The organism is Paramixta manurensis (assembly GCF_013285385.1).
GTDB classification, from domain to species: Bacteria; Pseudomonadota; Gammaproteobacteria; order Enterobacterales; family Enterobacteriaceae; genus Paramixta; species Paramixta manurensis.
On record NZ_CP054212.1, the window covers coordinates 4,048,057 to 4,061,401 of the forward strand.

At 51.9% G+C, this 13,345-nt stretch carries 10 protein-coding genes; all 10 read right to left on the minus strand.

The window, feature by feature from the left end:
- Positions 1 to 18: 18 nt before the first annotated feature.
- Complete coding sequence (locus PMPD1_RS19530) at positions 19 to 1,173, minus strand: hypothetical protein (RefSeq protein ID WP_173635614.1); 1,155 nt, start codon at positions 1,171 to 1,173, stop codon at positions 19 to 21.
- Between the two features lie 129 nt (positions 1,174 to 1,302).
- Complete coding sequence (locus PMPD1_RS19535; RefSeq protein ID WP_173635615.1) at positions 1,303 to 2,622, minus strand: HlyD family type I secretion periplasmic adaptor subunit; 1,320 nt, start codon at positions 2,620 to 2,622, stop codon at positions 1,303 to 1,305.
- A complete protein-coding gene (locus PMPD1_RS19540) occupies positions 2,619 to 4,280 on the minus strand; it encodes a type I secretion system permease/ATPase (protein WP_173635616.1) in 1,662 nt (553 codons plus the stop codon). The genes PMPD1_RS19535 and PMPD1_RS19540 overlap by 4 nt, the downstream gene beginning before the upstream one ends.
- A gap of 119 nt (positions 4,281 to 4,399) precedes the next feature.
- On the minus strand, positions 4,400 to 6,238 hold the full coding sequence (locus PMPD1_RS19545; RefSeq protein ID WP_173635617.1) for a polyurethane esterase: 1,839 nt from the start codon (positions 6,236 to 6,238) through the stop codon (positions 4,400 to 4,402).
- Positions 6,239 to 6,481: 243 nt separating this feature from the next.
- Positions 6,482 to 8,392, minus strand: coding sequence for a BglG family transcription antiterminator (locus tag PMPD1_RS19550; protein ID WP_173635618.1), 1,911 nt, complete (start codon positions 8,390 to 8,392; stop codon positions 6,482 to 6,484).
- Between the two features lie 72 nt (positions 8,393 to 8,464).
- A complete protein-coding gene (locus PMPD1_RS19555) occupies positions 8,465 to 9,607 on the minus strand; it encodes a lactonase family protein (protein WP_173635619.1) in 1,143 nt (380 codons plus the stop codon).
- A 46-nt stretch (positions 9,608 to 9,653) separates the two neighbouring features.
- Entirely contained in the window at positions 9,654 to 10,394 is a 741-nt protein-coding gene (gene dagF / locus PMPD1_RS19560; protein WP_173635620.1) for a 2-dehydro-3-deoxy-phosphogluconate aldolase, read from the minus strand.
- A 2-nt stretch (positions 10,395 to 10,396) separates the two neighbouring features.
- Positions 10,397 to 11,512, minus strand: a complete 1,116-nt coding sequence (locus PMPD1_RS19565) for a DgaE family pyridoxal phosphate-dependent ammonia lyase (protein ID WP_173635621.1) — start codon at positions 11,510 to 11,512, stop codon at positions 10,397 to 10,399.
- Complete coding sequence (locus tag PMPD1_RS19570) at positions 11,496 to 12,629, minus strand: amidohydrolase/deacetylase family metallohydrolase (RefSeq protein ID WP_173635622.1); 1,134 nt, start codon at positions 12,627 to 12,629, stop codon at positions 11,496 to 11,498. Before PMPD1_RS19570 ends, PMPD1_RS19565 begins: the two co-directional genes overlap by 17 nt.
- A gap of 54 nt (positions 12,630 to 12,683) precedes the next feature.
- A complete protein-coding gene (locus tag PMPD1_RS19575; RefSeq protein WP_173635623.1) occupies positions 12,684 to 13,331 on the minus strand; it encodes a DUF4310 family protein in 648 nt (215 codons plus the stop codon).
- Positions 13,332 to 13,345: the final 14 nt, after the last annotated feature.

Below are 13,345 nucleotides of genomic sequence, written 5' to 3' on the forward strand. Positions count from 1 at the left end.
GCGCCTCCTTAGTTAAAATTAGCCGCCAAACAGACGCCGTACTGCGTCAAATACCGATGTCGAACGCGCGCGTGGACGAGTAGAGTTTGTTGATTCACCTCGCGGCTGCCTTCCCCTTCTCTCTTCGGTACGACCCCGTTCATCAACTCGCACATGACGGTGATGCCGATGCGGTTCACGCGCTTCCACCTCACCCCGCGCTTCGCGCCGAGCCCTACCGGAAACACGCGCCGGCGTCGAAGCCTCAACCTCCATGGCGATACGACGCCCCAAGCCCGGCGAGCCGTCCTGCAGCGTACGCACCCCCAGCGGCCCTTCCATACGGCGTAAGAATTGTTCTTCTGATAAGGTTTGATCCGCTTCGGTTGTTATGCCCGCAGAATCTGTCGCATAGTAAGCCGCACCGAGGTTATAAGAGGTATGACGCTGTTCATACATCTTCTGGCGTTTAACCAGATGGGTAGTCAGTTGCCCCGGATCAAGCTGGGCCAGCGCTGGCGCTGCACGCCCAAACTCCTCATTCACTCTTCTCTGACTATATTTTCGCCCGCGCAACAGGGATTCACGTTCGCGGAGATCCGCGCGCGGCGCATAGCGTTGTACCACATCGTACTGATCGGCAAACTGAAACTCTTTTTTACGCATCGCACGACCAAACTCGGGCCACGCATCAACAATGATGGTTCTGTTCCTCTCACGCGCATCGCCAACCTCGACAAAAGCATGGTCAACATTACGGTTCGCCACCATCGCTACCGGTTGGTTTTGATGGGGATCGGTGGCCAGTAATAACGCACTAACCGCTGCCATCTGATAACAGTTACCGGCGCGATAGCGTGCTGCATCGCGGGCCACCGTAGCGATGTCTTGTCCTTTAGTCTTTTGGTAGGTTAATAGCGTGCGCCGGTAGGATTCGCCCTGTGTCGACAGGACATGCTGGCGCTGATTAGCCGATCCGATATCCAAAATGCGCCAGGTATCATCAATCGCCCGGTTACCGAGGCGTAATGCGTTCATTTCCTTCACGGAAACTTCGACCTGGCGTTCACGGTGTGCCCGATTGGTGCCTTCCAGGGCAATCCGCATTGAAACACGGCGGGTCGGATTATTGGTCTGAAAATTGCGCGACTCCAAAGGCCGTAATCTATTCTCGCTAACCGTGGTTAATGGCATGCCCTCTCCTTCCCGTTCGCACAATATCAAATTGTTATCTTACGACAGAAATAACCTGCGTATTTCTGTGGCGAAGAGGAAGAGAAAAGTTCCCTGTAGATTAGGCGGCCTATTGCTTGATTTTGTCGTTCATTCTTCCGATAACGCACTAAAAGCTCTGTCTATCAGTGGCTTAAATAAATAATTCAATAGTGTACGCGAGCCGGTTTTAATAAACAGTTCCACCGGCATACCCGGCTTAAGTTTGTCGCCTGGCGCCCCGTTTATCCCTTCCTGCGTCACGGCAACCTCCAGCCGATAATAAGTCTCACCGCTGTACCGATCCGTCAAGCTATCGGCGGAAACCAACTTAACCACGCCCGGAACCCGTGGCGTGGTGCTTTGATTAAAAGAAACAAACAGTAAACTCACCGGCAAACCTTCAGAAACCTTGTCCGCCAAATCAGTTCTCAACCTCGCTTCCACCACCAAACCATTATCCTCCGGCACCACATCCAACAGCTTTTCACCGACACGCACCACCGAACCCGGCGTAAATACGCCCTGCTCAACCACCCTACCGGCGACAGGCGCGAAAACCGACGTATTGCGATGTTCCTGTTCCACCTGCGTGATCTGGCTAGAGATGTCGGCAAGATCCAACTGTGTTTGCGCCAGTTGGCTATCCACTTCTTGCCGGTACTCAGCCTGACGCAACACGATACGCTGCAACATCTCCTGCCGCTGCTTTTCTAGCTGACTCAGACGCCCGCTCATCTCTGCCGTGCTGCTTTTAACTTCGGCAAGCTGCCGCTGGGTATCCAGCAAGCGATTGCGTGATAAATAGCCCTGTTCCGCGAGAGATTGCATATTTTGGGTTTGTTCACCCAGCACACTAAGCTGCAATCGTTTATTTTTAAGCGCCTGCTTTATCGCCGTGTACTCAGCCAATAAGCCATGAGATTGCTGCTGATAACTCTGTATTTCATTATTAAGGGCTTGCCGACGTGAGTAAAAGAGTTGGCGCTGAGACTCCAGCAGAACATCCCCATGTGCTACCCCTTTTGTTACCGTCAGACGAGGTGAAAAGGTGATTTCGTTGTTACCTCTCTTCTCCGCCTGCAAGCGCTCTTCGATTGCCTGCATGGTCAAATATTTCTCTCGTAGCGCAGTAAGCCGGGCTGCGCTGTGCGTCTGTTCCAACTGTATCAATAATTGTCCGGCAACAACTTTATCCCCTTCCTTTATCAGAACCTGTTCCACCTTACCGTTGTCAGGTGCTTGTACAGTTTTACGGTGGCCCGCGACTATCACCGAACCGGTGGCGGCAACCCCTTTGTCAAGCGGTGCCAGCGCTGCCCACAGAATCAGCCCGAAGAGACCGGCGATAACGATCCAGTACCCCCATTGAACATAGCGTTGTGCATCCTGCGGAACGGCAGGTTCAGCCGGATTTTCTTTTCTGGTCATTTACGTTCCTTCGTCAACGCTTGTAATACCTGTTTCGTCTCACCATAGGCTGTCAGCAAACCATTATTCAGCACCAATAATTTATCCGTCATCATTAACTGAGCGGGTCGGTGGGTAACCAACAAGACGGTTTTATTTCTTTGTTTGAATTGCAAAATGGCTTCGCCGAGCGCTCGCTCTCCGGCATCGTCCAGATTGGAGTTAGGTTCATCCAGTACTAACAATGGCGGCGAGCCAAACAGCGCGCGAGCCAGCCCAATGCGTTGTTTTTGCCCTCCGGATAGCCCTGCACCGCGATGGCCAATTACCGTGTCATATCCCTGTGGAAGCCGCAGAATCAACTCATGCACCCCAGCCATACGGGCGGCCTCAATGATTTTTTCAGCCTCCGCATCGCTAAAACGGGCAATATTTTCTGCTATCGTGCCAGCAAACAACTCAATGTCCTGCGGCAAATAGCCAACAAAGGCGCCCAGCGCTTCCCTGTTCCATTGAGTAATATCGGCCCCGTCTAAGCGCACAACACCCTGATTTGTTGGACAAACTCCGGCAACCACCCGCGCCAGGGTGGATTTCCCGGCGGCGCTGGGGCCGATGATGCCAACCACTTCGCCGGGGCGCACACTAAAGCTAATGTCATTTAACCCAGGTGATACGCTAACTTTCTCTACATGAATAGAACCGCTCGGAGCCGGTAGAGCAAGGCGATCCTCAGGCCGGGGAAACGCATTAAGCAAACTGACCAGCCGTTGCCAGGCCAAACTTGCTGCACGCCAGCTCTTCCAGGCACCAATCGCTTGCTCAATCGGTGCCAATACCCGTCCCATCAGAATAGATCCTGCCACCATCATACCGGGCGTAATCGCCCCCTCGATCGCTAACCAGCCACCCAATCCCAATATTAGCGACTGTAACGTCAGGCGAACGCATTTAGTCAGCGCGGTAATCAACGCGGCGCGTTCACTGGCGCGACACTGACTGGCAAGAAATCCCTGATGTAGATGCAACCAACGTCGCCGCAAATTACTCAGCATTCCCATGGCTTCAATCACTTCTGCATTCCGCAAGTTGGTGTTCGCTAACTGCGTCGAGGCGATCGCCAGTTGGTTAGCCTGCAACAAGGGTCTGCGCGACCAGCGTTCATTGAACATCGCCAGTAGAATGAGTAGCACCGCGCCCACGAATGCAAAGACGCCCATCGAGATATTAAACAGGAAAATAACCAACAAATAGATGGGAAACCACGGCGCATCAAAGAGAGTAAACAAGCCGTTTCCGGTGATAAACTGCCGCAGAGTGGTGAGATCGCCCAGCGCCTGACCGGCCTTATCTGTCGGCCCCTCTTTCAATCCGGCTCTGAAAGCAGCGGTATATACCCGTGTATTTAGCTGCCTATCTATATCATTACTGATGCAGATAACCACCATGCTGCGGATGTACTCCAGTAGCCCCATGATCGCATACATCCCAAGCACCATCAGCGTTAGCATCAGCAGTGTCATACTATTGGCCGAGGGAAGAACACGATCGTAAACCTGTAGCATATAAATCGAGGGAGCCAACATCAGCATATTGATTAATGCTGTAAATATCCCAACCGCACGAAAAAGTGATTTTTTGGTCCGGAGAATATCCAGAATTTCGTTATTTTTACTCACTGAGAAATTGACCGCTTTGGTACCATCATTAAAACATCCTCATATCGTTACCATATTGGAATAGTATTATCTCCTATGAAAAAATATGGCACGCCTTCGAAGGAAGACGTGCCATTTCTTTATGCCAGAACGATATGGCTATTATTTAATTGTGACGCTTCAACCCCCACCAGGGTCACACTGCTTTCACCAAAGTTCAATACCAGGTTATCTCCTTCCGTAGAGAGAAAATCACGATAATTTCCGGTTAAGGCGCCTTCCACACCCATAAAAATCAAGGTATCCGATTGGTCAAAGTGATACAGCGTATCGTGACCAAAGCGTCCACTGAACAAGTAAGTATTATTTTTTCCTGCGCCCTGCAGCTCATCATTTCCGGCGCCGCCCACAAAGGTATTATTGCCTGAACCCATCAGGACATCATCACCATCCTGACCGAACAACCACGCCCCTGTTTCCCCTGTTAAGGTATTATTATTCGCATCGCCATGTACCGACGTCGCGTAAGCGGTATATCCTTTTGATGAAAGCAGCCCGTATTCGCTCACCTTATGATCTACTCGTTGGTTAAATACCCACATGAAGGATTCTTTACTGCGAATGGTATCAATATCGCTGGCAATAGTTATCCCGCCAGATTGATCGCGTAAATAAAGCGTATCGCCATCTTTAGCAATTTCACTGGCGTTCAACGCATGTTGTAAATCCAGGGTATTATGCCCGTCACCGCCAAGGATAATATTAAACCCACCCTCATCGCGGAAAATATCGTTGCCACCACGACCTTCTAAATAGTCATTACCTTTACCGCCTTTAATCAGATCATCTTTATCGCTTCCCAAAATAAAGGTCGGCCCCTCGTGCTTTTGCGCATCACGATTAAGATCTGTCACCCACGTAGAACCCCGTTTCGCATCTGAAAGTGCGGAAACAATTACCGTCGAGTCTTTTTCCGTCAAGGGATAGAACGCCGACTCCATTATCGACGTGACACCTTGCTCATATAAAAAGGGTAAATGAGTAAGCCAAGAGGGAAGATTAAATAGCCCAAACGGCAGTAAATTCCAGACACCCGAGGCATAATAATCATTAAAACTGACGATATTATCGGTAGTTGATTCGTAATTTTTATCATGAGTCAGTAGTGTCGATAACTTAAAGTCGGTTCCATCCAACGTTCTAAATACCGGATCGTTTTCGAAACCAATATTAAGTACCTTCTGACCAACTTCATACTCAATTGGCGTGGCAAAGGAGATATAGTGGGCATCAGAAAAAAAGCCCCCCCACAGGCTTTCGCTTTGTGACGCCACGCTATTGACCATCATCCCGCCAAGGCTATGGCCACTGAACAGAACGTCCTGACCGTTTAAACCATTGGCGGCGGCAAAGCTTGCTACGCTCTCCAGCAGGTTACCAAAGGCGTTTTCCACAAAATGGCTGGAGTAGGACTCTGCGCGAAAAGTTATGCCTAAAATATGTTTAATATCACCTAGCGTATCGCCCAATAGTATTTCGCGTGGCGCACTGGTGCCACGGAAAGCGATCCCTATCTGGATTAACTTTCCGCTATCGTCATACTTACCTATAACTTCAGCTTGCGCGCTTTCGTATCCCTTGCTTTCGCCAAAAAAGGTGCCGTGGCGGTCAACTTTTCCATCGTATCCTAATGCTTCAGCACCGATCACCGTCCAGCCAGCCTGACCGAGTTGTTCCTTTGCCAATGCTTCCGAATCAGGATTCCAAGGGAGCCCCGGCACCACACCTTGAGCGTGCGTGTTGCCCAATAAAGCGTTTGAAATCGTTATTGGCAACCCTGCGCCGATGCCATGTTTTTGGTAGCCATAGGCAAAACCCTGGTCAAGGTTATGATAGGTATAGGTAGTGATAGCAATGGCATCAGATACCAGTGATTGCGACTGGTTCTCCGGGAGGCCGGTAATAGAGAATATTCCCATGATAAGTCCCTTTTATACTTCAACGAAACATTTTTCCGATGAGAAGAATAAACGATTCTATAGGGGATATTAGGAACTAATAATAGAAATGTATTTATTTTAAACTCAAAAAAAAGCCAAAAGTGGCTCTTAAATTGTTGCCAGTTTCCCGAACCGACGTTCCTCCTAATAATAGGATTGTATTTCCCTCTGGGGTAAAAGCGAATATAGGCTGCCGGTTGCCTATACTGCTCTGAAACAGCCTTATAAACGGCTCAAACAATCCATAGCCACCGCTTTAAAACTGGCAAAATCCTGGCTGTCGCGTAGGCGCGTCATCGCCCTTTCACGCATAAAAGTGACGAATAAATCGTAAATAGCCATCGCCTCTTCATACTCGGTCTTGCTGATCGCCAACAGAAAAATCACATAGGCAGTTTCTTCGCCCCAGGCAATACCTTGCGGCGCTAAGACGGTATACACCACCGTTTTCTTCGCCAACAGCCCCAGCGAGTGCGGCAACGCAATACCCTCGCCCAGCATGGTGCTCACAATCGCCTCACGCTCTTCTACCGAAGGATAGAAAGTGGCATCCACAAACCCTTCTTGCTCCAGGCGATCGCAAAGCTTTTGAAAAAGCGCCGAGCGATCCATCGGTTGGTCAATAATGCAGAAGTGCTGCTGGTCAAAAAACTTCTCCAGCATATAGGGCTTAGTGCGATCCACCAGCACCAGTTTCCCAATCTGTTCCAGTTGATAATCGGTTGGAAACGGTGACATTACCACCACCGGTTTGTCTTTCTCGCTGAGACGCGCGGTCGAGATAACAAAATCCTCATCAATGCTGGCCCGCTCTTCATATTCTCGTAGCGAGATGCTGTTCTTCACCACCACCTGCGGATAACGGCGTAACAGCATGGCCTGAATCATACGTACCGTCGAATTACCGGTATCGCAAACCAGTAACACGCGAGGATGGCGCTGATAGCCTACGTTGTAGTGGCGCTCCAGCCCAACGCCGATATGTAACACCAGAAAGCCAATTTCATTTTCATTGATCACGTAGGGCGTATATTTTCCCCAACTGGATACCGCCGCCAGCGTCACGTCATAAGCCATCGGGTAGTGCTGTTTAATATTCGTCAGCAGCGGGTTAGGAATATTAATCTGGTAACGCACGCGGGTAATCATGGTCTTGATATGCGTCAGCAGATCGGCACGCAACTGTGGGTCATTTTGCAGATTAAAATTGTAGTGGGTATTAATGTAATTGAGGATGTAATCCACCAGCGAGTCGCCATCATCGGCGTTAATCGCGCTGGGAGCGATTTCCTGCACGCGTCGTGCGGCAATATTGAGCCGCAACCACGCCTCTTCCGAGGTCGAAATTACTTTACCGGCAATCGGGCGCATAAAGTTGATGATATGGCGCGCGGCATCGCGGGCATCATCATCCACCTCTTCCGCGCTAAAGTCTGACAGCGGGTACCCTTCGCTAATGCGCCGAACCGCCACCGCACAATAGAGCCGCAGCCACAGTTCAGCCTCATCGGTCATACGGATATTAAAACGAGTAAAGCATTGTTGTAGCAGCGGTTCCAGCGTAACCAGCATGCCACTATTGAGCGCCTCCAGGTTTAGCAGCGGGCTCTCATTCGATTCTTGCGCGATTTGGTACAGTAAATCCGTCAGGCAGGTACGAATCGCCACTTCGCTGCCAAACAACTTCATGCCATAACGCGGCTTGGTTTCGATGGCGAGTTGGTAACGATTTAGCCATTCCCTTACTTCAGCCATATCGCTTTGCAGCGTGGCGCGGCTGACAAACCATTCATCCGCTAAGTCTTCCAGTTTTAAGGAGAAAGCTGAAGTGAGAAAACGCGTTAACAGATAATGTACCCGTTCCGCCGAGGTACGTGGAATGCGTAAATGGGCGGGAGAGGATTGTAATAACTGGCCGTAACGAACCGGGTCGAGAATATTGAGCTGATAGCCCTCCCCCCGATTAAGCACCAAGTGAGCGCCATGTTCGGCCAGGATTTCATTTAGCGCAGTAATATCGGTGCGTACCGTGCGCGTCGATACCGCAAAACGGCGCGCCAGTTCATCCTGCGGCAGCGTTTCATTTTGCAAAACATCAAACAGTTGTGCCAGTCGTTGGTTAGGAAATCTCACCGTTACATCCATCGTTGGGTCTATATGCCGGGCAGAACTTCGCCCCGGACCGCGTGCCGGGGCGGCATATGATTAAGGTGTTATCACCATTTGCGACGGCGCCCCAACCGCCACGTATTCATCGCTAAAGGAGAGCGTTCCGTTGGCGTTATCCACGTTGAAACGGGTGACATTATCACTGCGCTGATTCATGGCATACAGCGAATGCCCATCCGGCGATAATGTCAGCGTACGAGGATAATCGCCGCGCGTCCAGATATCGTCTTTGTGCGTCAACGTACCGTTAGCTTCAATAGCGAAGTGGGTGATGCTGTTATGTAACCGATTGGCAACATACAGGTTTTTTCCGGATTTATCCATTACCAACCCGGCCGCGAAACTGGTTCCCTTAAAGCCTGCGGGCAAGGTTGAAACCGTAGCGCCTTCCGTCAACGTTCCCTGATGGGCGTTAAAGGTATAACGCGTTAATGTCGAAGCCTCTTCGTTAACCAGATAAACCGTTTTGCCATTTGGATGGAAGACAAAATGTCGCGGCCCGGCACCGGCCGATGACGCCGGGATCCACGCCGGTGAATTTGGCGTCAGTTTGCCGTCATCGCTCAAACGGTATTGGTAAATACGATCCAGGCCGAGATCGGTATTAAACAAGAATTTACCGCTCGGGTCGGTAGAGATCATGTGCGCGTGAGGTCCGTTATGATCGCTAATCGCGAAACTTCCCTCGACGGCAGCGGCGGGTTTGCCTGCGCCTGCCGGTCCCTGATCCTGCTTGCTATCGCTGGCTTGCGCCAGGCTACCATCGGTATTCACCGGTAACACCGCGATGGTGCCGCTCACATAGTTTGCCACCAGCAAATGTTTACCGTTCGGCGTCAATGTTAAATAGACCGGGCCAGATCCCTGCGAGCTGACTTGGTTAATCAGCGTTAAACCGCCATCATCGCCGATGCGGTAGGCCGCAATCATGCCCTTTTCGCTTTCGCTCCCGACATACAGTACCTTGCCCTGCGCATTTAACGTCATCTGCGCGGCGTTAGGTAAGGTGCTGACCAATGTTTTACCGGTTAGCGCCCCGTTCGGCGCCACCTGAAAACGATAAACCCCTTCGCCGTTCGGATTATAGGTACCGACATAAGCATACTGCGCCTGGGCGGCAAATGGCGCAGCGGCCATCAACCCCAAAGTGAGAACCGAGAATAACGATTTACGCATCATACTTTCCTCATCGGGGCCGAAGCGTGCGAGGCCTGGCCCGTTATTATTACGCCACGAGTTTTTGGGTTATCGCCAGCAAAGTACGCACGTCTTCCGGGCGCGTATTGCCAGAGTCTTTATCAATAATCGAGCTGTAGATATGCGGAATGATTTTGCTCACGCCTGCATCCAGCGCGATTTGGAGAATGGCTTCATAGTTGTCGAGATCGATCCCACCGGTCGGCTCCAGCCAAAAATCGTGTTTGGCGCAAGCTGCGGCAACCGCGCGGAATTCATCAACCGCTTTCAGGCCGCCCATTGGGAAATATTTGATTGAGCTACCGCCCATATCCTTCAGCAACGCAATCGCGGTTTCTACCGGCACAATGCCGTCCGGCGCGCCAGAACTCAGCGGCCCGGTAGAGATTTTTACCTGCCCAACGATACCGGTTGGCGAAACCAAGCCGTTGACCACGGTTTGGTTTTGTCCCAGTAGCGCACGGCTGGTTGCCACGCCGGTAAACACCTGGTTAACGTGCTGCGGCTGTACCTGACGGGAAATTTCACTCACCATGGCCGATTGATTCGGATCGCCCGCTCCGAGGCCAACCGATAGCGCGTTATCAATCAGCGCGGCGTACTCGCGCATGTCGGCAACCGCCGCATCTACGCTGGCATAGTTTTTCGACAGTACCCCAACCAGTACATGGCCTTCAGCCGCCTGCCAAATGTCACGCGCATTCTGTTTTGAACCGGCCAATACATTGAGGCAAACCCGATCCTGATAAAATTTTGGTGTTAGCGTCATGCTTATTTCTCTCCTGCCAGCAAAGCTTTAATACAAACAAAAATGGTGTTCAGTTGGTCGGCGGATACGCTGCGTACATCCGCTTCAATAATGCCTTCATTGGCTTTGTAGCCCCGGAAATAGATAGCGGGTTCGCCGGTTTTCAATGCCTGAACCACGTCCCCGGTGGTGCGACCAATTACTGACTCGTCAAAATGGATTTCGCTACGGGCAATATCACGCCCTGCCGCATCCCACACCACGCGGGCGCTAATCCCATTCAGTGCATTTAGGTTGTCGATAAACGGCGTCATCTTTTCTACCATCTGCGCGCCGGTGGCTTTTTCCTGAGTGAGATAGTTTTCAATCGCCTGTGTCAGGCCAAGGATGCCCTCCTTGCCGACTTTCATCGCCCGGCCAATGCCCGCCGACTGGCGTTTGACCCACTCCACATACTGACGTTTACCAACCACCAACCCGCTGGTTGGGCCTTCAATCGCTTTCGCGCCGCTGTAAATCACTAAATCGGCGCCGAACTGGTAGTAACACTGCAAGTCCTCTTCCGCCGCCGCATCCACAATCAGCGGCACGCCATGTTTGCGCGCCACTACCGCCGCCTGCTCAACGCTAAGGTGGCTTTTCTGCACGCAATGGTGTGATTTGATATACAGAATGGCGGCCGTCTGCGGCGTAATGGCGGCAGACAGTTGTTCTGGTGAGCATTCATTGGCATAACCGGCCTCAACCAAGCGCCCGCCGCCCATCGTCACCATGGTGCCAACCGGCGCGCCAAAATTGACGTTATGCCCTTTGGGAACCACGATGTCATGCGGCACCGTTAGCGGCGCGGCATGCAGATTTTCCAGCAGCCAGTCGTTATCTTTTACAATCACCGCCGCCACTGACTGCGCGATGCCCGCCGAGGCGCAGGACACCACCACCGCGTCTTCTGCGTTCAGTAATTTGGCGATATAGGCGCCGGTCTTATTCACCAGATCCTTTATTTCGAAGTAATGGTTCAGGCCATATTTGACCGTATCAACTACCTCTGCGCTCGGCGTCGATACCCCGAGAATAGTCATTCGTCCTGATGCGTTAATTACCTGTTTCAGGCCATATTTTTCATAAATCGAAGACATGATTCGCTTTCCCTTCATCGGTCACAATCCACTGGCCAGCGACCACCGCCACCAACGGAACCAAATGTTTCTCGCCCTGCACCTCTACGCCTTCCGAATCAATAAACGGACGGCTTTCCTCTGTGACGGTAAAAATCGTCAGATCGGCGTCAAAACCGGGTTCAAGACGCCCTTTACTGGTTAGCCTCAAGCCCTCGGCCGCTTTGTGGGTGACGCAATCAATCACTTGCGGCAGGGTCATCCCGACACTAAAGAATTTCGACATAACATGGGCGAGGTTATGTACCGGGCCGTTCATCCGGTTACGGCAATAAATATCCGAACTGATGGTGTCTGGCAGAATGCCCTGAGCGATAGCCACTCGCGCCACGTCAAAGCTAAAACTGGCGCTACCGTGCCCGACATCCATTCGCACGCCACGCTGAATCGCTTGCTTAATGGAGGCGCGTAGCTCGCCGGAGGGGGTTAAAACGCGGTTGGGTTTGCCATTAAAACAGTGGGTGATAATGTCGCCGGAAGAGAGCAACTGCGCGATCTCATCAAGATCCGGCGGGTTATTACCGATATGCACCATCAACGGTAAACCGCCAATTTCCTGCTGAATTTCTTTTGCGCGCTCAAGCGGCTTAATGCCGTTTTTGCCCACCACACTGCTACTCATGCGTGCCTTAATGCCGACAATAAAGCCCGGTAGACGTTGTACCGCCTCCCGCACGCCAACTTTGTCGATTTGCGCCATATCCGCCAGTTCGTTTTGGGTCACGATGCCGGTACGGGCAATGTTAAGTAAGGCGTACACGTGGGTTGCGGCCTGACGTGTGAGAGCATAAAAATCATCAACGTCGTCGGCGCCGGTGCTGCCGGCATCTACCACGGTCGTCACGCCGGTGGCAACGCCAATCCGATCGGCTTCGTCATGATAAATCGGCGATTTGGGGTAACAATGTACGTGAGAATCAATCCAGCCAGCGCTGAGATAATAGCGTCCGGCCAAATCCTCCTCACGTTTCGCCTCGCCCTCAACCACGCCCACCGCAGCAATTTTGCCGTCGCGCAGCGCGATATCGACCAGGCGTTCATCGGTCAGACGCGCGCGGCGAATAATGAGATCGAACATGACTCTACTCCTTGAAAGACAGCTTGCCTGCGAACAGACAAGCCGGGAGACAACTTAACTAATGGCAACCGGGAAGATAGCGCCAAGCACCATGGCGCCGAGAATTGCGCCGCCGGTAATCGGCTTATTCCACAGGTAAAACAGTAAGGCGCCGACCAATGAACCCAGACCGATAGGAATCGAGGCCGCCATTGCCGAGAGGATGATCAACGGCCCGAGGAAACGCCCGGACGCGTTACCAGCGCCCATCATCACATCCGCCCCGTAGGTAGAATCGCTCTGATTGATGGTAAATTTACGCGCCAGAATGATGATGTAACCGATCGCGACACCGATAATCAGGCCGGTCGCCAGCGAAGCGGCAAAGTTAGTGACCGGGAAAGCGATTCCGGCGCCAAGGAACAGCGCAGGTACGCCAAGACCGATACCGGTTTGAATCGCGCCGCCGATATCCAAAATCCCCACCAACGAACCTTCGATAATGCGCGCGAACAGGAAACTGGCGCCAAAGGCCGCGACTGCGCCATATACACCGGTATCCATACCTGAGCGCAGCATCGACACAAACGCCACTTCGTTAAACGCACCGATACCATACAGGTAGTACATATGGGTTCCGGCAAACACCCCGGCGGAGAGCAGACCGACGAAGATTGGGAAAGACCAATCGGCATACCAGAAACCGCTTTTTGACTCGTCCATTTATAGGCTCCTCG

Bases quoted from the DNA above. Each gene is read 5' to 3' on its own strand.
- PMPD1_RS19545 (WP_173635617.1), bottom strand. From the start codon at position 6,238: ATGGGAATATTCTCTATTACCGGCCTCCCGGAGAACCAGTCGCAATCA.
- PMPD1_RS19530 (WP_173635614.1), bottom strand. From the start codon at position 1,173: ATGCCATTAACCACGGTTAGCGAGAATAGATTACGGCCTTTGGAGTCG.
- PMPD1_RS19570 (WP_173635622.1), bottom strand. From the start codon at position 12,629: ATGTTCGATCTCATTATTCGCCGCGCGCGTCTGACCGATGAACGCCTG.
- PMPD1_RS19565 (WP_173635621.1), bottom strand. From the start codon at position 11,512: ATGTCTTCGATTTATGAAAAATATGGCCTGAAACAGGTAATTAACGCA.
- PMPD1_RS19575 (WP_173635623.1), bottom strand. From the start codon at position 13,331: ATGGACGAGTCAAAAAGCGGTTTCTGGTATGCCGATTGGTCTTTCCCA.
- PMPD1_RS19535 (WP_173635615.1), bottom strand. From the start codon at position 2,622: ATGACCAGAAAAGAAAATCCGGCTGAACCTGCCGTTCCGCAGGATGCA.
- dagF (WP_173635620.1), bottom strand. From the start codon at position 10,394: ATGACGCTAACACCAAAATTTTATCAGGATCGGGTTTGCCTCAATGTA.
- PMPD1_RS19555 (WP_173635619.1), bottom strand. From the start codon at position 9,607: ATGATGCGTAAATCGTTATTCTCGGTTCTCACTTTGGGGTTGATGGCC.